We start from the raw sequence: 26,095 nt of genomic DNA, 5'->3' as shown, positions 1-26,095 counted from the left end.
TTGGTGGGTCGTGCTGGATTCGAACCAGCGACCAATTGATTAAAAGTCAACTGCTCTACCAACTGAGCTAACGACCCTAACCGCGGACGCATATCTTACTGATTTACGTAATTAGTGCAACCAAAAACTGTGTTTTTTTCGGCTTTAGCCGGCTGACTGCTTAAAATCCCAGCGGATTGGTGTAAGGCTGCAGACGAATTGTTTGATCACTAAACAACAAAAAGAAAAAACCCGGCACCAGGCCGGGTTGATCATTTAAGCGCCTCGAGGCGTTCCTTTGCCAGTTTGGCAGCCGTAGAGCTACCATGTGCAGATACCAGAGTTCGATAATGCCCTAAAGCGGTGGCTTTATCGTTGTTGCGTTCTGCTATCTGTCCAAGCTTCAATAATGCATCCGCCACTTTGCTTGATTCGGCGAAGTTTTTTACAACGCGTTCAAACTCAGTTTTCGCTTTAGCTAGCTCGCCATTGTTAAACAACAGCTGCCCTAACCAATAGTGTGCGTTGGGTGCATACACCGAATTTGGATAAGTACGCAAAAAGTTCTCAAATTCAGGAATAGCAGCATCATAGCGTCGGTCTTTCAACACCATGTTGACTGCTCTGTCATAGGCGTCATTTTCCGAGACGTTACCCGAAACCATGACAGCCGGGCCACTCGTAGCCGGTGTGGCTGAACTCGGTGCAGCGTTAGAAGCTCCACCTTGTACAGCACTCACCCGCCGTTCTATTTCCTGGTAAATATCACGCTGTCGCTGGATAATCTCGTCCAGCCGGTATGAATGAGTTTCAGTGACCCCACGGAGATCGCTTACTTCATCCAGTAGAATCTGCAATTGTTGCTGCATACGCACTTGGCCTTCGGCGCGGGCTTCAACCACCCGCTCCAACGTTGCCAATCGCTGTTCTACTGTACCCACTGCAGCTGCAGTGGCTGATGTTGAAGTTGTTCTGCCGCTTTTACTTATCTCAGTAACCGGCGCCGGATTTGCCCAGACGCCAACACTGACTAAGGACATTGCTATAAGCAGAGGTTTCTTCACTATCATCCTCACTCGTACCTTTTTAATTAGTAAACTAATACACCGCGACGGTTTTTAGCATAAGCTGATTCGCCTGTCTCACGTACTGCTGGCTTTTCTTCGCCGTAGCTTACTGTAGAGATCTGGCCAGCGCTTACGCCCAGGTTCTGTAAATACTGAACCACAGACATTGCACGACGCTCGCCTAACGCGATGTTGTACTCTGGCGTGCCACGTTCGTCAGTATGACCTTCAACAGTCACACGTACGCTTGGGTTAGCGCGCAGGAACTCACCGTGAGCTTGCAGAACTTCTGCAAATTCTGGGCGGATAGTTGCTTTGTCGAAATCGAAGTATACGGTGTTTTCACGACGTAATGCTTCCATTTTTAAACGCATTTGTTCAGCAGCAGCAACCGCTGGATCAACACGTTCAACTTGTACAGTTTGAACTGTGTTAGCAGACGTGTCAGCGTCGCCAGCACCTGTTGAAGACTTTGAGCTACAAGCAGCTAAAGTTAATACTGGAACTGCGATTAACAGACCTTTTAACACTTTATTTAAGTTCATCATTTGTCCTTAGATTAGATTAGATTTACCAAGTTTTACCAAGTTTTTTTATAAAAAAGGTGACCAAGCCGGCGATTTAACCTGTCCATCAGCCGCCGGTAGTCGTGCTTTAAAACGCCCATCCATAGAAACCAGTGCCAACACTTGCGAACGACCATGCATAGTGCTGTAAATTATCATCGAACCGTTAGGTGCAATACTCGGTGACTCATCTAGGTTAGTAGCGGTCAACACTTGCAAATAACGGCTTTGTCTGTCCATTCTTGCCAGGTGGTAGCGGCCGTTGGTACGGTTAACCATAACAACCGACTGACCATCTGGTGAGTAAGTCCCCGCCAGATTCATTTCGCCTTCGAACGTTAAGCGACGGGTATCGCCTGTATTCAAATTTACGCTATAAAGTTGTGGATTACCACCGCGCTCAGAACTGAACACAATCTCGCTACCATCGGGTGACCAGCTCGGTTCTGTATCAATGGCGCGATGACTGGTCACGCGGGTTAACGCTTTAGTGGCCACATCCATCACATAAATTTCCGCATTGCCATCTTTTGACAATACCATCGCAATCTTTCTGCCATCTGGTGACCAGGTTGGGGCACTGTTAATACCCGGGAACGAGGTCAAAATGGTACGACGGCCACTGTAAATATCTTGGATATAAATTTGTGCCTGACGCTTTTCAAAAGTGACATAAGCTAACTTGGTACCGTCTGGCGACCAGTTAGGCGACATCAATGGTTCTTTGGAACGCAACAAAACTTGCTCATTATAGCCATCATAATCAGCAACGACTAATTGATATTGAAATTCTGCATTAGGACGCACTAAAACATAAGCAATCTTGGTTAAGAAAGCACCGCGCTCACCAGTTAACTTTTCGTAAACAATATCGCTAATGCGATGCGCGTACTGACGAAATTGACTACCGTTAATCGTGGTTTCGCGACTGTCTAACAAGTACTGTGGCGAACCACCTAAGATACCGCTGTTCAGCATTTGGCTGGTTAAACCGGTGCTACCTTTTAATACATCAATTAATTCAAAGCTAACACTGTAACGGTCGATGCCAATCTCAGTGATAGAACCCATTAAAATGGCTTCTACACCCTCTTTTGCCCAAGCTGAAAAATTAATGTCGGCTGAGGTTGCAGGACGCTGCGGCATTTTCAAAAATGAAATAGGATTAAACTTACCGCTACGCATTAAATCAGCAGATACGACATCCGCGATATTTTCTTTAGGCAAGGTAGTGCCTTTAAACGTAAACGGTAACACTGCCACCGGACGGGCAGAATCAACACCACCGGTAATCACAATTTCCAAAGAAGCATGCGCTTGCATACCGACCAGCAGTAAGACACTGCAACCTAATTTACGTAAAAAATTCATCATCTAAATTCTGGTGCCACCGTTAATGTTATGTCTTTGAGTTGGTTATATACATCAGGATCAGCTGACATCGGCAAGGTCCCTGCCCGATTTACCGCTCTCACTGCTGCATCACACACCACCCGCTCACCGCTAATCACATTGACACTTGTCACAAAACCATTAGTTGCTAAGCGAATATTTACCCGACAAGTACGGCCACGCATGGTCGATTCATCTTTAATCAGGTTTCTATCAATCGCATCGCTGATCATCGCGGTATAGCGTTGAACCTCAGTCACAGCTTGTTGTGATCTGGCTCTGCGCCGAGCTTCCGCTTCTGCAGCTAATTGTTCTTGAATCATCCGCTCGCGTTCGGCTTGCTCTCGCTCTTCACGTGCTTTTTGTTCACGTTCAGCTTGCGCTTTGGCTAAGGCGGCTTGTTCCGCTTTGCGTTTCGCTTCTGCTGCTTTGGCCGCTTCTTCTGCTTTTTTGCGTTCTTGCTCTTTCGCTAACCGCTGTTGCTCAGCTGCGCGCGCTTTAGCCGCTTCGGCCTCTTGTACTTTTTTTGCTTCTGCGGCAGCTTGTCTTGAAGCCTGGGCTGCGGCATCCGCTTTGCGTTTTTCTTCTGCTACCCGTTTTAAGCGGGCTTCTTCTGCTGTACGTGAATTTTCAGCTTCTTTCGCACGGCGTTCTAAATCTCTAATACGTTTCTCTTCAGCTTTACGTGTGTCATCTTGCTGTTTTTTAATCTCAGCAACACGCTGTTCTAACGCTTGTTTGTCAATCGCCACCGCTTCAACAGGCGCCGGTGGTGGCGGAGGTGGCGCATCGGCACTGAGCCCTGCTTCACCCGATAACATAATTTCAGTTGGCTTTGGCCAAAAACTTAAGGTACTGATGAATAAACCCAGCACTAACGCAAGGTGCAAGCCTACTGATTTTGCCAGTGGTTTTTGCCACCACTTTGCTTGCAAATCAGACTTCATTGTCAGTCATCAACCCGACAGCGGGAGCCCCAGCGTTTTTTAACACATTGATCAGGCGTATTACTGAATTGTAATCCACACGACCATCACCTTTTACTATCACCTGAGTGCCAGGCTCGATACTTAACCAACTTGCCACTTCAACCTGTAACTGTGACGCGGTAAAAGGGCCTTGCTGGTTACCGTCTTTCTCAAAATAATACAAGCCATCTTCATCAACGGTGGCCACTAAAGGCGTTTTACCGTCTTTCATTTGTTCAATCGGTTGTGCCGCTGATTTTGGCAGTTCAACCTTTACACCTTGCGTGATAATCGGTGTGGTAATCATAAAAATCACCAACAACACCAGCATAACGTCGATATAAGGTACTACGTTAATCTCAGCAACTGGGCGGCGCTTTTTACGCAGGTACATCATTAGCCTTGATCTCCGCTACTGACCTGGCGATGCAAAATGTTCGCAAACTCTTCAACAAAATTGATGTAGCTGCTTTCAATCTGCTCAACCTGCGTTGAGAACTTGTTGTAAGCAATAACGGCCGGGATGGCAGCAAATAAACCAATTGCAGTGGCAATTAAGGCTTCAGCGATACCAGGCGCCACCATCGCTAGGGTGGCTTGTTGCACCGCACCTAAAGCGATAAAAGAATTCATAATACCCCAGACAGTACCGAACAAACCGATATACGGGCTTATCGAACCGACAGTGGCTAAAAACGGCAAATCCGATTCTAAGCGTTCTACTTCGCGCGACAAACCTACGCGCATGGCACGATGCGTGCCGTCCATCACTGCCGCTGATTGGCGACTGGTTTTGTGCATACGCGCGAACTCTTTAAAGCCTGACTTGAACAAGGCTTCCATACCGTTGGCTTGTTGGCGCGCACTGACTTCAGCATATAACTTTGATAAATCAATGCCCGACCAAAAACGGTCTTCAAACTTTTTCGCATCACTTAACGCTTCGGTTAAGATCTTCTTGCGTTTAAAAATCATCGCCCACGAGGTTACTGACATCCCCACCAGGATTAACATTACTGCCTGAACAACTATGCTGGCATCGAGCAATAAATGCAGAATGGAAATTTCACCTGACACGCGATAATACCTCTGTTATTTCGGCGGGTATTGAACGAGCTTTTAATTGCTCTGGGTCAACACACGCTATCTTAATCTCTGCAGCACACACAACTTGAAGCGCTGCATTGTGAATTTCTTGTTTAAAACTTAAACTAGCACGCTTTAAGGTACTGATTTCACTGGACACCGTCAACAGCTCATTGAACTTTGCAGGGCGAGTATTCTTCATCTGTACTTCAGTAACCACAAAAGCGACTTTATTCGCTAACCAGATATCTTGCTCAACTCCTAGGGCACGCAACCATTCGGTGCGCGCTCTTTCGAAGTATTTCAGGTAATTTGCATAGTAAACAATGCCGCCAGCATCGGTATCTTCATAATACACCCGCACTGGCCAAGAGAAGTTGTTTCGCTGCATCTGGTTCCGCTTTATTTCGCACCTGTATGATAATTAAGCCAGCATACAAACTCAATTGGCTGTCGACCAATTTCGTAACTATATTTTTTTACACTGACTACTTGTTTTTTATTAAAACATTACGTTGACACAGGTCTATCGGCTAAGTTCAGAATAAAAGCCGATTTATTAGGTACAAATTATCGTTTTAAGCGATAAAAAGTAATCTGTTGCTATCATGCTTGATTTAGATGAATGGCAGATGAATTTCAGTAATAGCTTACGATAAACTCGTAAGTCTCTTTTTATCCGGCTCATCTTACACCTTGACGAACCATTAGTTTTTTTAATGTCAAAACGCCAGTTTTTCTCGTTTGAAGTAAAAACTCCAATTCTCTATCATACGCATGTGTTCTGAGCTAGCGCAAAGACAATCAAAATTTTGGTAGCGCCTTTTGATTGTTTAGTACAGGTCACTTAACAATGAGACTTTGTGAGAGAGGTTTTGTTGTTTGCTCCAAACATGTTCCCTGGATTTATTGAAGCAGTTCCTGAAATTGTTGCTTGCCCGCTCATTGAGCGGGCTTTTTTTTGCTTAAAACCCGAGTAACAACACCCTTATGTTGGCGTCTGTGGCAAGTCAAAACCTAAATGCTGATAAGCACGCGGCGTGGCTATTCGCCCCCGTGGCGTGCGTTGAATATAACCTTGCTGAATTAAAAAGGGTTCAATCACATCTTCTATCGTTTCTTTTTCTTCACCGATGGCAGCGGCGAGGTTATCTAATCCTACTGGCCCCCCCATAAACTTATCAATGATGGCATCGAGTAATTTACGATCCATGTAATCAAAACCTTGCGCATCCACATCGACCATTTTAAGCGCGGCAGATGCTACTTCAACACTGACTATGCCATTAGCTTTAACCTGAGCATAATCTCGCACACGACGTAACAAACGGTTAGCGATACGCGGCGTACCACGCGCACGTCGTGCAATTTCAGTGGCACCGGCTTCATCTAAATGCATATTAAGGAAGTTGGCCGAGCGTTGAATAATTTGCGTCAGCTCTTCTACTTTATAAAATTCTAATCGTTGCACGATACCAAAGCGATCGCGCAACGGTGAAGTCAGAGCACCAGCCCGGGTGGTGGCCCCTACTAGGGTAAAAGGCGGTAAGTCGAGTTTAATTGAGCGCGCCGCAGGGCCTTCACCAATCATCAGATCTAACTGATAATCTTCCATGGCCGGATACAGAATTTCTTCTACCACGGGGCTTAAACGATGAATTTCATCGATAAAAAGCACATCATTTTCTTCAAGATTGGTCAGTAATGCCGCCAAATCACCGGCCTTTTCTAGTACAGGCCCAGAGGTAGTTTTAATGTTCACGCCCATTTCGTTGGCCACAATCATGGCTAAGGTGGTTTTACCTAAACCTGGCGGGCCAAAAATCAATAAATGATCGAGCGGCTCACCGCGCCCGCGGGCGGCCTCAATAAAGATCGCCATTTGCTCACGCACATGCGCTTGGCCGGTATAATCGGCTAGCGATTTTGGCCGAATAGCCCTGTCGATGGCTTCTTCTTCTTTAAATGCGCTAGGCTGGATCAGACGATCTGCTTCTATCATGCTATGCCTTTTATAACTGCTTTGTGTGCTTAGAAAACGCCACGATTAACCGCGATACAGGCCAGCATGACACTCTGCTTAGCCTGGCTTACGGGGTTAAATCATACTCTTTAACGCTGCTTTAATCAGCTGCTCGCTGCTCATGCCAGGTTTCAGTTGTTGTTGCACCGCTTTTGCCGCTTGCGCTTGCGAATAGCCTAAACCGAATAAGGCACTAATCGCATCTTGCTCTGCCGAAGCCGTTGGCGCGAATAAGGCTTCATCATCCTGCATAATCATTTTATCGGTGATGGGCGTATTTGAACTGACGCCCCAATCTTTTAAGCGATCACGCATTTCAATCACTAAACGCTCGGCCGTTTTTTTACCGACACCCGGCAATTTTACCAAGGTACTGAGATCATCAAATTGCACACAACGTACAAAATGCTGCGCGGTCATGCCAGAAAGGATGGTTAACGCCAACTTTGGCCCAACGCCATTTGCTTTAATTAATTGTCGAAACAAACTACGCTCAGTTTGATTACTAAAGCCATAAAGTAACTGTGCGTCTTCGCGCACCACAAAGTGGGTGTAAATCACCGCGGGCTTACCCACTTCGGGCAAAGCATAAAAACTGGTGAGGGGTAATTGCACTTCGTAACCTACACCGGCCACGTCCAATAATAAATCGGGTGGCTGCTTTTCTAAAATAATACCGCTTAAACGTCCAATCATCTGTTTTCTTATCTTTGGGCGGCGTTAACGTAAACGGCCGCGAACTGTTTTACTGGCTTGCCCCGCCATGGCAATTAAGCTTTGCTGCGTATGACCATGGCACAATGCCACGGCCAGTGCATCTGCCGCATCGGCTTGAGGACTCGCAGATAACTTTAATAAGTGCCGGATCATATGTTGTACTTGCGCTTTATCCGCCGCGCCACTGCCCACTACGGCTTGTTTCACTTGCCGCGCCGAATATTCATGCACCTCTAAACCGGCATTTTTAGCCGCCACAATAGCCGCGCCCCTCGCCTGACCTAATTTGAGTGCGGAATCGGGGTTGCGTGCCATAAACACTTGTTCAATGGCAAAAATAGTCGGTTGCGTTTGCGCAATAATTTCACTGATGCCGTTAAAGATCCGCAGTAAACGCTCAGGAAAGTCATCAGTGCCTAAACGAATACAACCACTGGCCACATAATGAAACTGCCCACCTTGCTGGCGAACCACACCGTAACCCGTTAAACGACTACCAGGGTCGATGCCCAGAATAATATTCAAGGCTACTCCAAGCTAGCCATAATGTCGTCACTGATCTGCGCATTATGATAAACGTTTTGTACATCGTCAGAATCTTCTAACGCATCCAGTAATTTGATAAATTTCTCTGCCGTCTCAGCATCCAATTCGGCATGCGTATCAGGCACTAAGGTTAGCTCAGCAGAGTCAGCCACAAAGCCTGCACCGTTAAGCGCATCCTGTACTGCACTGAAATACTCAGGGCTAGTGAGCACCTCGATGCTGCCATCTTCTTGGGTTTGTACATCATCGGCACCGGCATCCAGTGCCACATCTAAGATTTGCTCTTCATCAGCGCCGGCGGCAAAACACAACACGCCTTTGCGATGAAATAAATAAGAGACCGAACCTGAGGTGCCTAAGTTACCCATATTTTTGGAAAAGGCATGGCGCACATCAGCAACGGTACGTTTATTGTTATCAGTGAGTGTTTCGACAATCACCGCCACACCACCTGGGCCATAACCTTCATAAACGAGTTCTTCGTAGTTATCGGCATCATGCATACCGGCACCACGTTTAATGGCTCGGTCGATGGTATCGCGCGTCATATTTTCGGCTAAAGCGCGATCGACAGCCAAACGTAAGCGTGGATTTGCTTGCACATCAGCACTGATCTTCGCCGCTACCGTGAGTTCGCGGATCATCTTCGTCCAGATCTTACTTTTTTTTGCATCCTGACGGGCTTTACGATGCTTCATGTTAGCCCATTTGCTATGTCCAGCCATGTCTTACTCCTCTTAGCTAATCATAAACAGGATATAAAGGCACAACGAGGCACTAGGGCCTCGCTGTGTAATGCAGTAACTACGCTTTTGGCGTGACTTGGATACCCAACTCAGCCAGTTGTTGCGGGTTGGCCGCACCAGGTGCATCCGTTAATGGACACGCAGCCGTGGCGGTTTTAGGGAACGCCATCACATCACGAATAGAGGTTGCACCGGTCATTAACATGACTAAGCGATCTAAACCAAAGGCTAAACCCGCGTGTGGTGGTGCGCCATACTTCAACGCTTCGAGTAAGAAGCCGAATTTTTCTGCCGCCTCTTCATCGCTAATACCCAATAACGTGAACACTTTCGCTTGTACTTCTGCGGTATGGATACGGACTGAGCCACCGCCTAATTCGGTACCATTTAGCACCATGTCATAGGCATTGGATAATAATCCGCCCAGCTTTAATTCTTGGTTAGGCGTAGCTAAAAAGCTTTGCGTATCTAATGGTGAGGTAAACGGGTGATGCACAGCAGAATAGCTACCATCGTCGTTTTCTTCAAACATCGGGAAATCCACCACCCATAATGGCTTCCAACCGGGTTGAGTGATCTGTAAATCTTCACCCAGTTTTAGGCGCAGTGCGCCCATGGCTTCACAGACCACTTTATAGCTGTCAGCACCAAAGAAAATTAAATCACCGTTAGCGGCTGCTGTACGCGCTAAAATGTCAGTAATGATGCTCGGGCTTAAAAACTTCGCCACCGGCGATTGCACACCTTCGGCTCCCGCGGCAACGTCATTTACTTTCATCCAAGCGAGGCCTTTTGCACCGTAGATGCTTACAAATTGGGTATAGTTATCAATATCTTTGCGCGATACTTTTTCTGCTGCGCCTGGCACTTTTAATGCCACTACGCGGCCTTTTGCATCGTTTGCTGGGCCTGAAAAAACTTTAAACTCAACGTCTTTCAGTAAGTCAGCAACGTCGACAAACTGCATGGGGTTACGCAGATCAGGTTTATCTGAGCCGTATAAACGCATCGCTTCCCAGTATGGCATTTGCGGGAAGGTGCCTAAATCCACACCGAGCAATTGTTCAAACATCTGCTGAACCATTTGCTCCGTTACCGCCATCACTTCTGGCGCACTCATAAAAGAGGTTTCAATATCGATCTGAGTAAATTCAGGCTGGCGATCGGCACGTAAATCTTCATCACGAAAACATTTTACGATCTGATAATAGCGATCTAAACCCGACATCATCAGCAGTTGTTTAAACAACTGGGGAGACTGGGGCAAAGCGAAAAACTCGCCTTTGTGCGTGCGGCTTGGCACTAAATAATCACGCGCACCTTCTGGGGTGGCTTTGGTTAAAATGGGGGTTTCAACATCTAAAAAGCCATTGCCGTCCATAAAGTTACGAACAAAGCTGGTGACTTTAGCGCGAAACTTTAAACGTTCGCTCATTAATGGCCGGCGTAAATCAAGATAGCGGTATTTTAAGCGTTGTTCTTCGCTATTCTCATGATTAAAGTCTAGAGGCAGCGGCGCTGACTTATTTAAAATGGTGAGCGCACTGGCATACACTTCAACTGCACCCGTCGCCATGTCTTTGTTAATTTGTGAAGCGGGACGTGCCCGAACTTGCCCGATGACTTGAATACAATATTCATTGCGCAAGGTGTAAGCGACGTCGAATAACGCTTTCAGATCAGGATCACAAACGACTTGTACCAAGCCTTCGCGATCTCGCATATCGATAAAAATTAACCCACCCAGATCCCGACGACGGTTTACCCAGCCACTAAGTGTGACCTGCTGATCGACTTCGTTTACCGATAACTTACCGCAATAATGACTACGCATTAATTTATCCTTTCTCCATGCTGAACTACTGAAAGCAACTGATTTGAATGACGGCAATTATAGCGAAAAGCGCTTTAAAGTCACTGCCCAGAGCCGAAAACTCTGCTTAGTCGCTAGCTTAACACGATAAGTTTTCAGCGCTCGGCAAATTTCAGGTAAACTAGCCGCCATTTTCGTGACAACCACTGAGTGTGTTAATGCAAAAAGACCACGTTTATGCCGAACCTTTGGCACATATTCAGGATTTCCGTTTTGATGATGCGGTAGCCGACGTTTTTCCTGACATGATCCAGCGCTCTATTCCTGGCTATCAAACGATTATTCAAACCATCGGTAAATTGACTGCGCGCTATCAGCAGGCAAATAGCCATTATTATGATTTAGGCTGCTCGTTAGGAGCGGCCAGTTTGTCCATGCGCCGCCATATTACCGCCGACAATTGTAAAGTGATCGCAGTGGATAATAGCAGTGCCATGATTGAGCGTTGTCAGCGTCATTTGCAAGCCTTTCGCTCGGATGTGCCGGTGGACGCCATATTAGGTGATATTCGACAGCTTACTATTGAAAATGCTGCAGTGGTGGTAGTGAACTTTACCATGCAATTTTTGGCGCCAGAAGATCGCCAAGCTCTACTCAACAAAATTTATCAGGGGTTAAAACCGGGTGGCCTTTTGATCATCTCAGAAAAATTTAAAGCCGATACCCCTGTTAATGATGAATTGCTGATTGATTTGTACCATGATTTTAAACGCGCCAATGGTTACAGCGAATTAGAAATTAGCCAAAAACGCACCGCGCTGGAAAAAGTTATGCGCCCCGACACGCTCGCCACCCACAGTGCGCGCCTGCAGCAAGCCGGCTTTCATTCGCACAGTGTCTGGTTTCAATGTTTTAATTTTTGCTCGATGTTTGCTTTAAAGGATTGATTCGCATGTTGGACTTTTCCGCTTTTTATGCGCAGCTTGCTACCAGCCGCCTGCATCCTTGGCTAGAAACCTTACCGGCGCAATTAGCGTTGTGGTCGAAAACCGCGCTGCATGGTGAATTTAAACAATGGCAAAAAATACTTGCGAATCTGCCAGCGACTCGCGTCTCGCAGATAGAGCTGGCTGACGCCGTTGCCTTTGGTCAAGCAAGTGATATTAGCGCGGGTGAAGCTGAACGCATTCGCTTTTTACTCCAGCAATTAAAACCTTGGCGCAAAGGCCCCTTTCAGATCCACGGTATTGATATTGATACCGAGTGGCGTTCAGATTGGAAATGGCAACGGGTGCTACCGCACATCAGTGATTTAACCGAACGCTTGGTATTAGATGTCGGCTGTGGCAGTGGCTATCATTTATGGCGGATGCGCGGCGCTGGGGCGCGCTTTGTTGTGGGTATTGATCCCTCACAGCTGTTTTATACGCAATTTCAAGCCATTAAACATTTTAATCCCGATCCGCAGGTTAATTTACTGCCGATTGGTATTGATGATATGCCGGCTTTAAAGCAATTTGATACGGTGTTCTCGATGGGGGTGTTATATCATCGCCGCTCGCCGTTAGACTTTTTACAGCAACTAAAACAACAACTGCGCCCCGGTGGTGAATTGGTGCTAGAGACACTGGTTATTGAAGGTGATGCACAAACCGTGTTGGTGCCCGGTGAACGATATGCCAAAATGCGTAATGTTTGGTTTATCCCTAGCACAGCTGCTTTGTGTCACTGGTTAGAACGGCTGGGTTTTCAAGATATTAAACTGGTCGATTTAAATCACACCAGCTTGGATGAACAACGTGCCACCCCTTGGATGGAAAATGAAAGTCTGATTGATTTTCTTGACCCAAATGACCATAGTAAGACCATTGAGGGTTATCCAGCACCATTACGTGCGGTGGTGGTAGCCAGGGTTTAAGCAAAGTAAGGAAACGGCTCGTATGCCCTATCGCCCAAAGTCTACGTTAGAGCAATGGCGCATTTTACAAGCGGTGGTTGATGCCGGTGGCTATGCCCAAGCGGCCGAGTTGCTCAACAAAAGCCAATCATCGCTTAATCATGCCGTCGCAAAATTACAAACTCAGCTGGGCGTAGAATTGCTCGAAGTGATTGGGCGTAAAGCGCAACTGACTGCCGCCGGCGAAGTTATGCTGCGCCGTTCGCGCATTTTAACGCAACAAATTGAAGAACTTGAACTGCTGGCCGATAACTTAGACAAGGGCTGGGAGCCAGAAATTCGTATCGCCACTGAGTTAGCCTACCCCAAACACTATTTATACCAAGCATTACAGCAATTTTATCCAATGAGTCGTGGCAGCCGAGTACAAATCATTGATACAGTGCTGACTGGGACTAGCGAGATCATTACTCAGAAAAAAGCCGACTTAGTTATCACTGGCATGGTGCCAAAAGGCTATTTAAGTGAGCCGTTGTCGATCACCCGTTTTATTCCCGTGGTGGGCGCGACGCACCCGTTAGCGCAGCTACCAAGCCTAGACCAAAATGAACTGAGCCAACAACTGCAAATTGTTATTCGTGACACTGCGGTTAAACCGCAAGAACATATTGGCTGGTTAAAAGCAGAACAACGTTGGACAGTAAATAATTTTGACGAAGCAGTCGATATATTATTACTCGGTTTAGGGTTTTGTTGGTTGCCCGACTTTGTGGTAGCACCGCTGTTAGCTAATAAAACCTTGTTTCGGCTACCGCTGCAACAAAGTACCGAACGTTTTGTACCGATGAGTTTATTGGCACCACAAGAAGAATCTCTTGGCCCCGGCAGTCGTCAGCTGCGTCAGCTGTTACTGGCCGTCCATCAAAAATAATAAGGAACCCCTATGCAATCTGCCGAAATAAACCAGCTAATGCATGCCGCTGCACAAGATGCGATCGCTTATGCCGCCGAGCAACATCAATTAACGCTAGATGGCTCTGCTGAAAGTTTAGCGGTCGTCGACGCCTTGTTGTCGGCGTTACACAAAGATCAGCAGCATCGGCAACATTCTGGCGAAATGTTATTTACACTTTGTAATATTATTGGCGCTTATGTCGGTGAAGTATTCATTAAACTGGTCGGGGGTGAGTGGAACAATAATCAACAAGATCAATCAGCACCTTATATCGCAGTGACCTTTGGCGACAAAGAATTCCCTTTTGCTTCAGTCTGTTACCATAAGATCGCCAATGACGATACCATCAGTTTACAAGACTATGTTCGCCAAGCGAAAGAGAATGCTATGCAGTAAGGCTTTTGTCTGCGCGGTTAAACGGGTAAAATGATTAGCACTTTAGCCAACCCACTTAGCCATTCGAGGAAAGCCGTGAGCGAGCACAACACATCTTTAAGTTACAAAGACGCCGGAGTAGACATTGACGCAGGCAATGCGTTAGTTGACCGCATCAAAGGTGCCGTAAAACGCACCACTCGCCCAGAAGTCATGGGTGGTTTAGGCGGTTTCGGTGCGCTGTGCCAAATCCCTGCCGGTTATAAAGAGCCGGTGTTAGTCTCAGGTACCGATGGCGTGGGCACAAAACTACGCTTAGCCATGGACTTAAAACGCCATGATGGCGTAGGTATCGACTTAGTTGCCATGTGCGTCAACGATTTAGTGGTGCAAGGCGCTGAGCCATTATTCTTTTTAGATTACTACGCCACAGGCAAGTTGGATGTTGACACCGCCGCCCGCGTTGTTACTGGCATCGCTGAAGGCTGTGTGCAATCAGGTTGTTCTTTGGTCGGTGGTGAAACGGCTGAAATGCCCGGCATGTACCATGGTGATGATTACGATATCGCAGGTTTCTGTGTAGGCGTAGTTGAAAAAGCCGACATTATCGATGGCAGCAAAGTACAACCGGGCGATCAACTTATTGCATTGGCCTCGTCTGGTCCTCACTCTAATGGCTTTTCATTAATTCGCAAAGTATTAGAAGTGTCAGGTCAGTCAGCAGACACCTTATTAGAAGGTAAGTCGTTAGCCGATCACCTACTAGAACCTACCCGAATTTATGTGAAAAACCTGCTAAGCTTGTTTAAAACCAGCCCTGTGCATGCCCTATGTCACATTACCGGTGGCGGTTTCTGGGAAAACATTCCTCGCGTCTTACCGGCTAATACCAAAGCCGTCATTGACGGCAAGAGCTGGCAGTGGCCGGCCATATTTAACTGGTTACAGCAACAAGGCAATATTAGCCGCCATGAAATGTATCGCACCTTTAACTGTGGTGTGGGTATGTTAGTGGTTGTGCCTACAGCCGAATTACCTACCGCGTTAGCGACACTACAACAAGCGGGTGAAACAGCTTGGCACCTTGGCGAGATTCAAGCGGCTGCGGCAGATGAGCAGCTGGTTATTATTAACGAATAACGAGGCCGCATGAACGCTATTGTAGTACTGATCTCTGGTAATGGCAGTAATTTGCAAGCCATTATCGATGGCTGTGCGAAAGGCACGATCCCCGGTAAAATTACCGGGGTTATTGCCAACAAAGCGTCCGCTTATGGTTTGCAACGAGCAACGGCAGCGGGTATTGCTACCCGTGTCGTCAGCCACAAAGACTATAGCGATCGCGCCAGTTACGATAAGGCTTTACAGCAAGCTATTGAGGGTTTTGCGCCATCATTAGTGGTGCTTGCCGGCTTTATGCGGATCCTCACGCCCGCCTTTGTGCAGCACTTTTCTGGAAAATTATTGAACATTCATCCATCTTTGTTGCCGAAGTATCAAGGTTTGAATACGCATCAGCGTGCAATTGATGCCGGCGATACTGAACATGGTTGCAGTGTCCATTTTGTGACAGAGCAACTTGATGGCGGCCCGGTGATCTTGCAAGCGAAAGTGCCTATCTTTCCGGGTGATGATGCTTCGACAGTGGCTGAACGGGTACATGAGCAAGAACATCTGATTTATCCACTGGTTGTGCGTTGGTTTTGTCAAAATCGTTTACAACAGCGCGGCAATGAGGCATGGTTAGACGGTAACTTACTTTCAGTACAAGGTTATGCCGAAGATGAGGATGATTCTGAAGTGGCGTGTTAACACGTCACTTTTTTTAAGCACACTATTATTCTGTAGTTCTGCTGTATTGGCGACATCGTTGCCAGCCCCTAGCGTTGCTGAGTCGTCGAAAGACACTGCTGCAGCACCTATTTTCACTTCCTTTAATGCTGATTATTTAGTGTACCGTGGCGGCAAAAGCCATGGCACAGCTAAACGCTATTTGCATAAAAAAGACAGCCATTATGAAATGGGCTATAGCAGTGATATCACTTGGTTAGTATTTAGTGATAAGCGTAGCGAAACGTCCACTTTTACGCTTGAGCAGGGCCGTTTAAAACCGTCACATTATAAAATGATCCGCACGGGTACCGGATCTAATCGACACTATGAATTACGTTTAGACTGGCAGAAACAACAACTTTTCACCGGTAAAAAACCCACGCTCAAGGCCATCGATTGGCAAGAAGATTGGTTAGATCCGCTAAGTTACCATCAACAATTGGTTCTGGATTTACGCGCCGGTAAAACCGATTTCACCTACCAAGTGTTAAACCGCGATGGTAATAATAAAGTGTATCACTATCAGGTAGTCACCGAAGAAGCGTTGGCCTTACCTTTTGGCACCGTTCGCGCGTTACGCATTGCTCGGGTTGAAGAAAATTCAGACAAGCAAGTTTTAGCTTGGGTTGCACCTGAGCTTGATTACATGCTCGTCAGACTTTGGCGTGGCGAAGATAACGTTGAACAATTTGATGTGCAACTGCAAAAAGTACAGTGGCTCACCCCCACCTCAACAGTCGATGGGCTCGCCACGACGGAATAACTGCGCCTCACCACTTTGCATTTTTTGCCACTGCTCATTATTAGTTAGCGGTGCAGTGGCAATAATGGTCACGACATCGTTCGGCGTGGTTTCTTGGCTAAAATCAATATCCACATCAACATCGGATAAGCGTGCTACACCAAAAGGGGCCCGGCGCGTGATCCAATGCAGTTTAGTGCTGCAAAACGCCAATAAATACTCACCATCACTGAGCAGCATATTAAATACCCCTAGCTGCTGTAACTGTGGTAATAAGCGACGAATATAGCGAAATGCGGCTTTTGGGCCTGGGCTTTTCTCTGGATAACGTGCCGCTAAAGCACTGAGTAAATAACAAAAGGCACGCTCGCTATCGGTCGTTCCCACGGGTAAAAACCGATCCACCGCTAAATGTTGATATTGGGATAACTGCCCATTGTGGGCATAAGTCCAATAACGCCCCCATAGTTCACGAGTAAACGGATGCGTATTGGCTAATGCCACTTGCCCCCGATTGGCTTGCCGCACATGCGCTACCACAGCGGTGCTTTTAATTGGGTAATCAGAAATTAAACGGGCAATTTCGGATTGATAACTGGGCAGCGCATCTTTAAAAGTACAAACGCCTTTTTGCTCGTAAAAGGCTACACCCCAGCCATCTTTATGTGGGCCTGTGCGCCCACCGCGCTCTTTTAAGCCTTTAAAACTAAAACAAATGTCGGTCGGCACATTGGCTGACATTCCCAATAATTCACACACTGGTGTATTCCCATTAATCCACAATGATGTCGTTGGCATATAAAAGTACAAACAGCGTTTGTGTTGACACACAAAGGCCAATGCTGAGCTATGCTAAAGGCTATTGTACAGAGTCTGCAACATTAGTTGACACTTTGTATAGATAAGCATTGCACAGAAGTACTTGCAACTTAAATCAAAGCGTTCTAAGCTTAGGCTTTAGTGGTCAGACCTCTTATCGCAGGAGTTAACAATGAGTATTTTTCTGGTTTGTGTAGCTTTGCTGGTGGCGACAGGCATTCTTGCCTATCATCGCGCCAGCCTCACATTATTTACCGCAGCTTTAGCGGGTGTATTATTAATTGGTACTTTTAGCGACATCGTCGGCTTTTGGTCTTGGTTAGTCTTTCTAATCGTTGCCTTACCGTTAAATATCGCTTCGGTACGTCAGCAACATTTGACAAAACCATTACTGGCGTTATATCGCAAAATTATGCCGGAAATGTCAACGACAGAAAAAGAAGCCATCGATGCCGGTACCACCTGGTGGGAAGGCGATTTATTTCGCGGTAACCCTGACTGGCATAAAATGCACAACTTCCCACAACCTCGGTTAAGTGCTGAAGAACAAGCCTTTTTAGACGGCCCAGTTGAAGAATTACTAGCCATGACAGACGACTGGCACACAACACATGAACGAGCTGATCTCGCGCCAGAAGTCTATCAATACTTAAAAGATCACGGTTTCTTTGCGATGATTATCAAAAAAGAATACGGTGGTTTAGAGTTTTCTGCTTATGCACAGTCTTGCGTATTGCAAAAATTAACCAGCAAAAGCATGGTGTTATCAAGCATCGTTGGTGTTCCTAACTCGTTAGGCCCAGGCGAACTGTTGCAACACTATGGTACTGATGAGCAAAAAAATTATTATTTACCGCGCTTAGCCAAAGGCATCGATGTTCCGTGTTTTGCTTTAACTAGCCCAGAAGCGGGTTCAGATGCCGGTGCTATCCCTGATGTGGGTATCGTTTGTAAAGGTCAGTGGCAAGGTGAAGAAGTTCTGGGTTTAAAATTAACCTGGAACAAACGTTATATTACTTTAGCGCCTATCGCTACGGTGTTAGGTTTAGCCTTTAAACTGTACGATCCAGATCATCTACTAAGTGAAGAAGAAGATCGCGGTATTACCTGTGCGTTGATCCCTGCCGACACTCCAGGTGTGAAAATCGGTCGTCGCCACTTCCCCTTGAATGTGCCGTTCCAAAATGGCCCCACGCAAGGTGAAGAAGTCTTTGTACCGATTTCTTATATCATTGGTGGTCCAGAAATGGCCGGCCAAGGTTGGCGTATGCTGGTTGAATGTTTATCTGTCGGTCGCGCCATCACATTACCGTCTAACAGCACCGGTGGTATTAAAGCTGCTGCGCTGTCTACTGGCGCCTATGCGCGTATTCGTCGTCAATTCAAATTACCTGTCGGTAAAATGGAAGGCGTTGAAGAAGCCATGGCACGCATTGGTGGTTATGCATACATGGCCGATGCATCAACCTCTATGTCGGTAGGTGCGATTGATTTAGGTGAAAAACCGTCTGTGGTTTCTGCCATCACCAAATACCATATGACTGAGCGTATGCGTACGGCGATTAATGATGCAATGGACGTGCACGGCGGTAAAGGCATTTGCATGGGGCCAAATAACTATTTAGCTCGCGGTTATCAAGGTGCGCCAGTAGCGATCACGGTTGAAGGTGCTAATATCCTGACCCGTAACATGATCATCTATGGTCAAGGCGCGATCCGTTGCCATCCCTACGTGTTAGCCGAGTTACAAGCTGCCCAATTGACGGATGAAGGCGCAGCCGTGACTGCCTTTGATAAAGCGTTATTCGGTCATATTGGTTTTGCTATTAGTAACTTCTTCCGGACCTTCTGGTTATCGTTGACCGGTGGTGCTTTTAGCCATTCACCTTACAACGATGACACTGCGCGCTATTACAAGCAAATGAACCGCTTTAGTGCCGCCCTTGCGTTAATGTCAGATGTTGCAATGGGAACCTTAGGTGGAGACTTAAAACGTCGTGAGCGTATTTCAGCGCGTTTGGGTGACATTTTAAGTATGCTGTATATCACCTCATCAGTACTGAAGCGTTATCAAGATGAAGGTCGCCAAGTTCAAGACTTACCTTTGGTAAAATGGGCTTGTGAAGATAACATGGCTAAAGCGCAATTGGCGTTAACGGAGTTATTCGATAACTTCCCTAACCGCGTCATTGGTATCGTGCTAAAACGCATTGTCTTCCCATTTGGTCGCACGCTACGTAAACCATCAGATATGCTGGATCATCAAGTATCACGTATCATGATGACCCCTTGTGAAGCGCGCAACCGCTTAGGTAAGCACTTATATTTAACGGTTGAACCGGGAAATCAATTAGGTCGCGTAGAACAAGCCTTATTAGATGTGTTAGCTGCAGAGCCGCTGTTTGATAAAGTCAGCAAAGCCTCAGGTAAACGCTTACCCTTCTTTAAACTGCATGACGTAGCTGATATTGGTTTAGAGTTAGGCGTAATTAATAAGCAAGAGGCCGACAAATTGCGTAAAGCCGAAGAAAGCCGCTTGTTTGTGATTAATGTGGATGATTTTGAGCCTGATTACTTAGCGGCAGACAAAACTTTAACCCAGCAACCCAATGGTGCTGAGGCGTTAAAAGCTGAAAGTAAGAAACAAACCAAAACAGAAGCCGCTTAAGCGCGAGACACTCTAAATAAAAAGGGCCAGTCAGATGACTGGCCCTTTTTTTATCTTCAATTACCTTAGGCTACAGCACCCTAGTTACTTTTGTTGTTGCCGGCGATACAAACATGCTAAACCGGCTAACAATAACAACGCTGTTGCCGGCGCGGGGACTTGCGCTGCAGCGATATTGAACTCTAAATTATCGCTTTCCATTGCGAACTCTTCTTCAAAAAAATCAGAGATAAAGAGTGTTGAAGTATCAAAAACTAACTCTGCAAAGCCCGCATCTAACGCTCGAAACTTTATTGTTGCCAATACAAAGCTAGAGCCTTGATTTGCCGCTAAAATCGCTTCATCAGCAAAAAAATCTGCAAAATCGGAAAAACTAAAAATACCATCAATAGAGCTATCAAAATCAAAATAACTGCCGAGACCATCATCAAAGCCATTGCCAGCTTCCGCGCTTAAGAACTGCAGAAAACTGTTGGTATAACCAAAATCAGCACTCGCAGTGGCCACCGGTCTTGAAAAACTACTCAGTACCACGGCAATACTAACGGTATCCCCTACTTGATAATTTGCTTTATCAGCTTCAAATTTAATTAACGCTGCCTGACTAAAACCACTGAACATGACACATAAGGCTAAAAACATTGCTTTCATTTTTTTCATTCCAATTATATTAAGAAGGAGTAACACAACGCGGTAGATCGCATAGTGATGTCATAAAACGCGCATCAATTAAATTCACCTTACCATCTCGGTTAAAATCAAGACTCAGCGGTAATACGCCACCTTGTTTTAATCGCTGCTGGAATAAGGTCACATCGCGCACATCCACCACATTATTTTGATCTAAGTCTGCAGCTTTAAACACGGCAGGCAGTTGTAAAGCGACGATCACCGGATCATGATCAGACGAACGATAAGCATCGGGCGCATAAAAATCGCTACGTTGCTGCGTCGATTTACTCTCAGTGTTGTAATCCAGCACGATTGGTTCATCGGCATTAATATGCCACTCTGCCGCATCCACTAAATAACGGCGTGCCGGCTCGTTCAGTAAGGCATGGTCGAGTTGACCCGCTAAACCATCAAACACATAACCGTAAGTGGGCGTTTTCTCTAATACTTCAAATACGTTAGCGTAACCGGCACGAGCCAGGGCCGTTAACGGGTCTTCTTTCGCATAAGAGTTTAAATCACCAATCACCAAAGCCGGAGTGTCATTGAAGTACTGCGCGGCAAATTGTCCTACCGCTTCGGCCGCACGCGTCCGTGTGATATTACAGTTACCCTGACCATCATTGAGATCGGGATCACCGCTACAAGCTGAACCTTTCGATTTAAGGTGATTCACCATCACTGCAAACTGAGCATTGTTACTGGTGAGCTTAAAGCGCTGCGCCAACATCGGGCGATTACTGCGGGTATTAAATAACGCTACGCCATTGGTATCTGTGGCAGAGTTGCTTTCATCTAATACCTGAGCATCCCCTACTGGAGTGGCTAAATCAGCACGATATATCATGCCCACGGTAATTTGATCAGTACCAATCACGGGCGTGTTAACTGAGACAAAGCGCCAATCGTCTTGCCCACTGACTTGCTGTAAACCACGCACTAAATCAGCAATGGCTGAGGTTTCAGCGAAACCGTCATTCTCGATTTCCATTACACCAATCACGGTGGCATCTAACGCTGCTAATGCGGCTAAAATCTTGGCACGTTGCCGCTCAAACTCAAGCACATTATCGGCACCACGCGCGGTGGGGAAGCCCCCGCCTAAGCCGTCACCGTTGAAATAATTCAACACGTTAAAGCTAGCAATTTTCACGTTACCATCGCCACTGAGCTCAGGCTGCGCTGTGCGCGGATTTGTCGCGACAAAGTTCACGCTATTAATCGGGTTAACCCGATATTCATTAAAGCTGTAATAAAGGGTACCCGTTAAGCCCACGACGATATCACCCGCACGCACGGTATTCATCGCCGTTAAGCCTGGTGCCGGATAAATAACCGTACCCGGGTTTTGCTGCGTTGAGGCATCATCTAACATAATGCGATTTAAGGCATGCTCAGCCGCTAAGGCTTGTGCGGCGGCACCTGGCGTAACGACTTGAGTGGGTGTGTAACGACGACCTTTTGATAACACTAACTCGCCAAAACGGCCTAAGGTAAAGTTGCTGTTTACCGTCAACTCTTGCGCGAACTGCACCAACATGCCTTCGTAGCGCTCTAAATAATCTAATGAAGCGACCGGCAAACTCACGGTCACGGCGTTTGGCAGTTGCGCCGTGCCACAAGCGACCATGTTAGCCACATTCTGCAGCTGAGTATTATTAAAGGCTTCGCCAACTTGTGCTTGTAAGCGCACACGCTGACCTGCGGTAACATTCAGATTTGCATTATTGGTAAAGACAAAAACGCCTTCGGAAGTTAACGGATCGGCATCTTGTTCAAGATCACTGGCTTGGATCATATAGCCACGTAAGCCGGGTAAAGTATGTGTGACAACCGCCTCTACCACTACCGTTTGGCCGACTAAGGGGCTCGTATTACCCACGCCTTGAATCACGGAAATGGGCGTAAAGGTTGCGCCACACACTAAAGGTGGTAATGGCTCGGGATCGACAGGTTCTTCAGGATCAATTGGCGCGCCTGTGCCATTAAACATGCCCAGATCAGAAAAATCATCCCGATCAAATTGTATCCATTCAACAGAGGGATCAAAAGCATCACTGATATTGGTATCTCTTACCACGCTCTTACGACGAAGCGTTTTATCTAATGTTGACACGCCATTGGTGTTCCAAGCAGTACCAGGATCCTCTCCCACTGTACCGATACTATCAACAACCACACCATTTTTTTCAATTACAATAGCATCATCACCATTCCAAAGACTTGCTCCGGTTGTGATATTCGCCACCGCTAAAATGGCTGCGGCAGAGGCAGAACTAGCATAAACAAAGGTTTCACCGGCGGCTAAGCTGCCACTAAGTTGTTGATTAACGTTGGATGTTAACGCGCCATTGAAATAAATCCGGATCCGATAATCGCTTAAATTAATCGGTGCAGTGCCCGGGTTATGTAATTCTAGTGCTTTATTTAAACTTGAACCTTCTACATACTCTGAAATAAATAGTTCTGCTTGAGCAACAGGCGCTAAAATAAGCGCGAGTGTTGCCGCAATAAGTGTTTTCTTCACGTGGTATTCCCTGATCTGTTATTAGGATTGTGCAGACTAAGCCACGAATGTGGCAATCTGATTAACTTTTTAAGAATGCTTTACTGAGTAGAAAAAGACTTCAAGACATCTAAATAGCTAAAAAAGCTATACAAACGGGCTTTTTTCCGTTTTACTAAACAGCCCGATATATAAGGAGTTAACGATGTTTAAAGTCAACAATTATTTTGATGGCAAAGTCGCCTCAATTGGTTTTCAAGGCGAAAAGCTACCTGCAACGGTCGGCGTAATGGCACCCGGTGAATATGAGTTTGGTACCAGCCAACATGAAGTAATGACCGTGATCAGCGGCGCCCTTACCGTAAAACTGCCGGGCAGTGATGATTGGCTGACATTTACATCAGGTCAGGCGTTTGAAGTAGCAGCTAATGTGAAGTTTCAATTGCAAGTACAACAGGATACCGCGTACCTTTGTACTTATGCGTAAATTGAATTACTGAGAGTACTATGCGAGGCATGCGAAGCGCCGCAAAACAACCTGAACCGTTAAAGCGTGATTACGCCATGCCGCTAGGTCAGAGTATTAAAACTCTCTGGCCTTATTTAATGGCCTTTAAAGGGCGGGTATTGTTAGCCTTACTGGCACTTATTGCCGCCAAAAGCGCCACCTTACTGCTGCCTTGGGCCTTAAAAGAAATTATCGATGCGGTAGATGCCAACCGCCAACAATTACTGCTTGTTCCTGTTTGGTTATTACTTTTGTATGGTGCGCTGCGCTTTGGCATGGTGTTTTTTGGTGAAGTGCGGGATGCACTGTTTGGGCGTGTCACCGAACATGCCATGCGCCAATTAGGTTTAAAAGTTTTTAAACACCTGCATAGTTTAGAATTAGCGTTTCACCTTGACCGACAAACCGGTGGCATCAGTCGCGATATAGAGCGAGGCAGCAATGGCCTAAGCTTTTTAATGCGCTTTTTGATGTTTAATATTGTGCCAACCTTACTTGAAATCGTGGCGGTAGCCGTGATTTTCAGCTTACTGTTCTCGCCCATGTATGCGCTGATCACCGTTGTAGCGGTCAGTCTGTATATCTTTTTTACCGTGTATATTACGGAATGGCGCAACAAGTTTATTCGTGAAGCGAATCAAGCGGATAACACCACCAATAGCCGTGCCGTTGATAGCTTACTTAACTATGAAACGGTGAAATATTTTAATAATGAGCAGCATGAAGCACAGGTTTACGATGGCTTTTTAGCCACTTGGGAACAAGCGCGACTCAAAAACCGTTTAAGCCTGCTCTTACTTAACTCTGGCCAAGCACTATTAATTGCCGCGGCTATTACTGCATTAATGTGGCTAGCCGCAGCCGAGGTAGTGAGTGGTGAAATGAGTATCGGTGAATTAGTAATGCTGAATGCTTACATGATCCAACTGTTTTTACCGTTGAATTTTTTAGGTTTTGTGTATCGTGAAATTCGCCGCGCGTTAACCGATTTAGAAAATATGCTGGGGTTATTACAACGCAAAAGCAGCATTGTCGATAAAGCAGATGCTAAACCCTTAGTCACCCACGGTGCCAGTATTCAGTTTGAGCAGGTGAGTTTTGCCTATCAGGCCGATCGCCCCATTCTCAATAATCTCAGTTTTACCGTTACCGCAGGCCAAAAAGTGGCGATAGTCGGCGCGTCTGGTGCGGGTAAAAGTACCATTGCTCGCTTACTGTATCGCTTTTACGATGTGAGCGGCGGCCGCATTTTAATTGATCAGCAAGATATTAAGGGGCTAACCCTCGACTCTCTGCGCCAAGCGATTGCTATTGTGCCGCAAGATACGGTGTTATTTAACAGTAGTATTCGAGACAATATTGCCTATGCCAAACCGGGGGCCAGTGCCAGCGAGATTGCCCAGGTTATAGAATTAGCCCAGTTACGTAAGTTTATTGATAGTTTGCCACAAGGTGATGACACTCTGGTGGGTGAACGCGGCTTAAAGGTCTCTGGCGGTGAAAAACAGCGCATTGCGATTGCCCGAGCGTTATTAAAAGGCTCGCCAATTTTAGTTTTTGACGAGGCCACCTCGGCATTAGATTCCTTAGCAGAGCAAAGCATTGTTGCGGCTATGCGTGAAGTCGCCAAACAACATACCAGCGTGGTTATCGCTCATCGTTTATCAACCATTACCGATGCCGATTGCATATTAGTTTTACGGCAGGGCGAATTGATTGAACAAGGCAGCCATCAACAGTTGCTAGATTTAGCGGGGGAATATGCCAAAATGTGGCAACAACAGGCCAAGCAGACACGTCTTACCACCTAAGCCATTGCTGTTTATTTGTGCTAGATCAAGCTTTTTTAACGAAGTGCTGCTAAATTTAAGACAGCGCAGAGACAAGGAGTAGATCATGCCATTTCAAGAATACAAACGTCGCCTAATTCAACGCAAAATGGAATTGGAGCGACAGCAGGTATCACTACAGCAAGACCTCTCGAAAGAACACAGCCATGATTTTGCAGAGCAAGCACAAGAGCGAGAAAACGATGATGTGCTAACCAGCCTAAAACACCATGCCGAGGCAGAGTTGGCTGAAATTAATCAGGCGTTGCTAAGGATGGAGCAAGGTGTTTATGCCCAATGTACCCGTTGTGGTGCAAAAATTAATCCAGCACGCTTAGAAGCGTTACCCGCTACCGCATTTTGTGTTAACTGTAGCCACTAACAGCAC

General features: G+C 46.3%; 26 protein-coding genes and 1 tRNA gene. 11 read left to right on the top strand and 16 right to left on the bottom strand.

Annotated features, from left to right (window positions below):
• Position 1 precedes the first annotated feature (1 nt).
• The 13 genes from ORJ01_RS11555 to aspS all read right to left on the bottom strand — a co-directional run bounded on the left by ORJ01_RS11555 (position 2) and on the right by aspS (position 10,924).
• A tRNA-Lys gene (locus tag ORJ01_RS11555) sits at positions 2-77 on the bottom strand.
• A gap of 174 nt (positions 78-251) precedes the next feature.
• On the bottom strand, positions 252-1,049 hold the full coding sequence (ybgF, locus tag ORJ01_RS11550; protein WP_226750335.1) for a tol-pal system protein YbgF: 798 nt from the start codon (positions 1,047-1,049) through the stop codon (positions 252-254).
• A 20-nt stretch (positions 1,050-1,069) separates the two neighbouring features.
• Positions 1,070-1,591 (bottom strand): peptidoglycan-associated lipoprotein Pal, encoded by a 522-nt coding sequence (pal, locus tag ORJ01_RS11545; RefSeq protein ID WP_226750336.1) that lies wholly within the window; start codon positions 1,589-1,591, stop codon positions 1,070-1,072.
• Between the two features lie 48 nt (positions 1,592-1,639).
• Positions 1,640-2,986, bottom strand: coding sequence for a Tol-Pal system beta propeller repeat protein TolB (gene tolB / locus ORJ01_RS11540; protein ID WP_306178151.1), 1,347 nt, complete (start codon positions 2,984-2,986; stop codon positions 1,640-1,642).
• Positions 2,983-3,951 carry a cell envelope integrity protein TolA gene (gene tolA / locus ORJ01_RS11535; protein ID WP_306178150.1) on the bottom strand — a complete coding sequence of 323 codons (969 nt, stop codon included), beginning with the start codon at positions 3,949-3,951 and terminating at the stop codon, positions 2,983-2,985. Before tolA ends, tolB begins: the two co-directional genes overlap by 4 nt.
• Positions 3,941-4,366 carry a protein TolR gene (gene tolR / locus ORJ01_RS11530; RefSeq protein ID WP_306178376.1) on the bottom strand — a complete coding sequence of 142 codons (426 nt, stop codon included), beginning with the start codon at positions 4,364-4,366 and terminating at the stop codon, positions 3,941-3,943. The genes tolA and tolR overlap by 11 nt, the downstream gene beginning before the upstream one ends.
• 2 nt (positions 4,367-4,368) lie before the next feature.
• On the bottom strand, positions 4,369-5,049 hold the full coding sequence (gene tolQ, locus ORJ01_RS11525; protein WP_226750339.1) for a protein TolQ: 681 nt from the start codon (positions 5,047-5,049) through the stop codon (positions 4,369-4,371).
• Positions 5,039-5,449, bottom strand: a complete 411-nt coding sequence (ybgC, locus tag ORJ01_RS11520) for a tol-pal system-associated acyl-CoA thioesterase (protein ID WP_306178149.1) — start codon at positions 5,447-5,449, stop codon at positions 5,039-5,041. The genes tolQ and ybgC overlap by 11 nt, the downstream gene beginning before the upstream one ends.
• 597 nt (positions 5,450-6,046) lie before the next feature.
• Positions 6,047-7,060, bottom strand: coding sequence for a Holliday junction branch migration DNA helicase RuvB (ruvB, locus tag ORJ01_RS11515; protein ID WP_229584431.1), 1,014 nt, complete (start codon positions 7,058-7,060; stop codon positions 6,047-6,049).
• 96 nt (positions 7,061-7,156) lie between these two features.
• A complete protein-coding gene (gene ruvA / locus ORJ01_RS11510) occupies positions 7,157-7,777 on the bottom strand; it encodes a Holliday junction branch migration protein RuvA (protein WP_306178148.1) in 621 nt (206 codons plus the stop codon).
• 24 nt (positions 7,778-7,801) lie between these two features.
• Positions 7,802-8,323 carry a crossover junction endodeoxyribonuclease RuvC gene (gene ruvC, locus ORJ01_RS11505; protein WP_229584432.1) on the bottom strand — a complete coding sequence of 174 codons (522 nt, stop codon included), beginning with the start codon at positions 8,321-8,323 and terminating at the stop codon, positions 7,802-7,804.
• A gap of 2 nt (positions 8,324-8,325) precedes the next feature.
• Positions 8,326-9,069 carry a YebC/PmpR family DNA-binding transcriptional regulator gene (locus tag ORJ01_RS11500; RefSeq protein ID WP_306178147.1) on the bottom strand — a complete coding sequence of 248 codons (744 nt, stop codon included), beginning with the start codon at positions 9,067-9,069 and terminating at the stop codon, positions 8,326-8,328.
• 79 nt (positions 9,070-9,148) lie between these two features.
• Positions 9,149-10,924: an aspartate--tRNA ligase gene (gene aspS, locus ORJ01_RS11495; RefSeq protein ID WP_306178146.1), complete on the bottom strand. Its 1,776-nt coding sequence runs from the start codon at positions 10,922-10,924 to the stop codon at positions 9,149-9,151.
• 197 nt (positions 10,925-11,121) lie between these two features.
• On the opposite strand from aspS, the gene cmoA reads away from it, so the two are divergent.
• From cmoA to ORJ01_RS11460, 7 genes are all read left to right on the top strand, one after another.
• On the top strand, positions 11,122-11,850 hold the full coding sequence (gene cmoA / locus ORJ01_RS11490) for a carboxy-S-adenosyl-L-methionine synthase CmoA (RefSeq protein WP_226750346.1): 729 nt from the start codon (positions 11,122-11,124) through the stop codon (positions 11,848-11,850).
• Between the two features lie 5 nt (positions 11,851-11,855).
• Complete coding sequence (gene cmoB / locus ORJ01_RS11485; protein ID WP_371930738.1) at positions 11,856-12,821, top strand: tRNA 5-methoxyuridine(34)/uridine 5-oxyacetic acid(34) synthase CmoB; 966 nt, start codon at positions 11,856-11,858, stop codon at positions 12,819-12,821.
• A gap of 22 nt (positions 12,822-12,843) precedes the next feature.
• On the top strand, positions 12,844-13,731 hold the full coding sequence (locus tag ORJ01_RS11480) for a LysR family transcriptional regulator (RefSeq protein ID WP_306178145.1): 888 nt from the start codon (positions 12,844-12,846) through the stop codon (positions 13,729-13,731).
• Between the two features lie 12 nt (positions 13,732-13,743).
• Positions 13,744-14,151, top strand: coding sequence for a hypothetical protein (locus tag ORJ01_RS11475; RefSeq protein ID WP_306178144.1), 408 nt, complete (start codon positions 13,744-13,746; stop codon positions 14,149-14,151).
• Between the two features lie 75 nt (positions 14,152-14,226).
• The gene (gene purM, locus ORJ01_RS11470; RefSeq protein ID WP_306178143.1) at positions 14,227-15,270 is read left to right on the top strand and encodes a phosphoribosylformylglycinamidine cyclo-ligase; all 1,044 of its coding nucleotides are present in this window, start codon (positions 14,227-14,229) and stop codon (positions 15,268-15,270) included.
• Between the two features lie 9 nt (positions 15,271-15,279).
• Positions 15,280-15,942, top strand: a complete 663-nt coding sequence (gene purN, locus ORJ01_RS11465) for a phosphoribosylglycinamide formyltransferase (RefSeq protein WP_226750350.1) — start codon at positions 15,280-15,282, stop codon at positions 15,940-15,942.
• A 58-nt stretch (positions 15,943-16,000) separates the two neighbouring features.
• Positions 16,001-16,726 (top strand): DUF3108 domain-containing protein, encoded by a 726-nt coding sequence (locus ORJ01_RS11460; protein WP_306178142.1) that lies wholly within the window; start codon positions 16,001-16,003, stop codon positions 16,724-16,726.
• On the opposite strand, the gene ORJ01_RS11455 is transcribed toward ORJ01_RS11460, so the two are convergent.
• Positions 16,694-17,464 carry a class II glutamine amidotransferase gene (locus ORJ01_RS11455; RefSeq protein WP_306178141.1) on the bottom strand — a complete coding sequence of 257 codons (771 nt, stop codon included), beginning with the start codon at positions 17,462-17,464 and terminating at the stop codon, positions 16,694-16,696. The genes ORJ01_RS11460 and ORJ01_RS11455 overlap by 33 nt on opposite strands.
• 232 nt (positions 17,465-17,696) lie before the next feature.
• Here ORJ01_RS11455 and fadE point away from each other — a divergent pair, with 232 nt between their 5' ends.
• Complete coding sequence (gene fadE, locus ORJ01_RS11450; RefSeq protein ID WP_306178140.1) at positions 17,697-20,192, top strand: acyl-CoA dehydrogenase FadE; 2,496 nt, start codon at positions 17,697-17,699, stop codon at positions 20,190-20,192.
• An 84-nt stretch (positions 20,193-20,276) separates the two neighbouring features.
• Here the strand turns inward: fadE and ORJ01_RS11445 are convergent, their stop codons facing one another.
• Together ORJ01_RS11445 and ORJ01_RS11440 are read right to left on the bottom strand one after the other, a co-directional pair.
• The gene (locus ORJ01_RS11445; protein ID WP_306178139.1) at positions 20,277-20,843 is read right to left on the bottom strand and encodes a cohesin domain-containing protein; all 567 of its coding nucleotides are present in this window, start codon (positions 20,841-20,843) and stop codon (positions 20,277-20,279) included.
• A 19-nt stretch (positions 20,844-20,862) separates the two neighbouring features.
• Positions 20,863-23,391: an ExeM/NucH family extracellular endonuclease gene (locus tag ORJ01_RS11440; protein WP_306178138.1), complete on the bottom strand. Its 2,529-nt coding sequence runs from the start codon at positions 23,389-23,391 to the stop codon at positions 20,863-20,865.
• Positions 23,392-23,575: 184 nt separating this feature from the next.
• Here ORJ01_RS11440 and ORJ01_RS11435 point away from each other — a divergent pair, with 184 nt between their 5' ends.
• The 3 genes from ORJ01_RS11435 (at position 23,576) to ORJ01_RS11425 (ending at position 26,089) form a co-directional block, all read left to right on the top strand.
• Entirely contained in the window at positions 23,576-23,857 is a 282-nt protein-coding gene (locus tag ORJ01_RS11435) for a pyrimidine/purine nucleoside phosphorylase (protein ID WP_306178137.1), read from the top strand.
• Between the two features lie 20 nt (positions 23,858-23,877).
• On the top strand, positions 23,878-25,689 hold the full coding sequence (locus ORJ01_RS11430) for an ABC transporter ATP-binding protein/permease (RefSeq protein WP_306178136.1): 1,812 nt from the start codon (positions 23,878-23,880) through the stop codon (positions 25,687-25,689).
• 85 nt (positions 25,690-25,774) lie between these two features.
• Positions 25,775-26,089 carry a TraR/DksA C4-type zinc finger protein gene (locus tag ORJ01_RS11425; RefSeq protein ID WP_226750356.1) on the top strand — a complete coding sequence of 105 codons (315 nt, stop codon included), beginning with the start codon at positions 25,775-25,777 and terminating at the stop codon, positions 26,087-26,089.
• Positions 26,090-26,095: the final 6 nt, after the last annotated feature.

The organism is Alishewanella sp. SMS8 (genome assembly GCF_030737935.1).
GTDB classification, from domain to species: Bacteria; Pseudomonadota; Gammaproteobacteria; order Enterobacterales; family Alteromonadaceae; genus Alishewanella; species Alishewanella maricola.
Note: the sequence above shows the minus strand (reverse complement) of the source record. Positions and strands in the feature narration are given on the sequence as shown.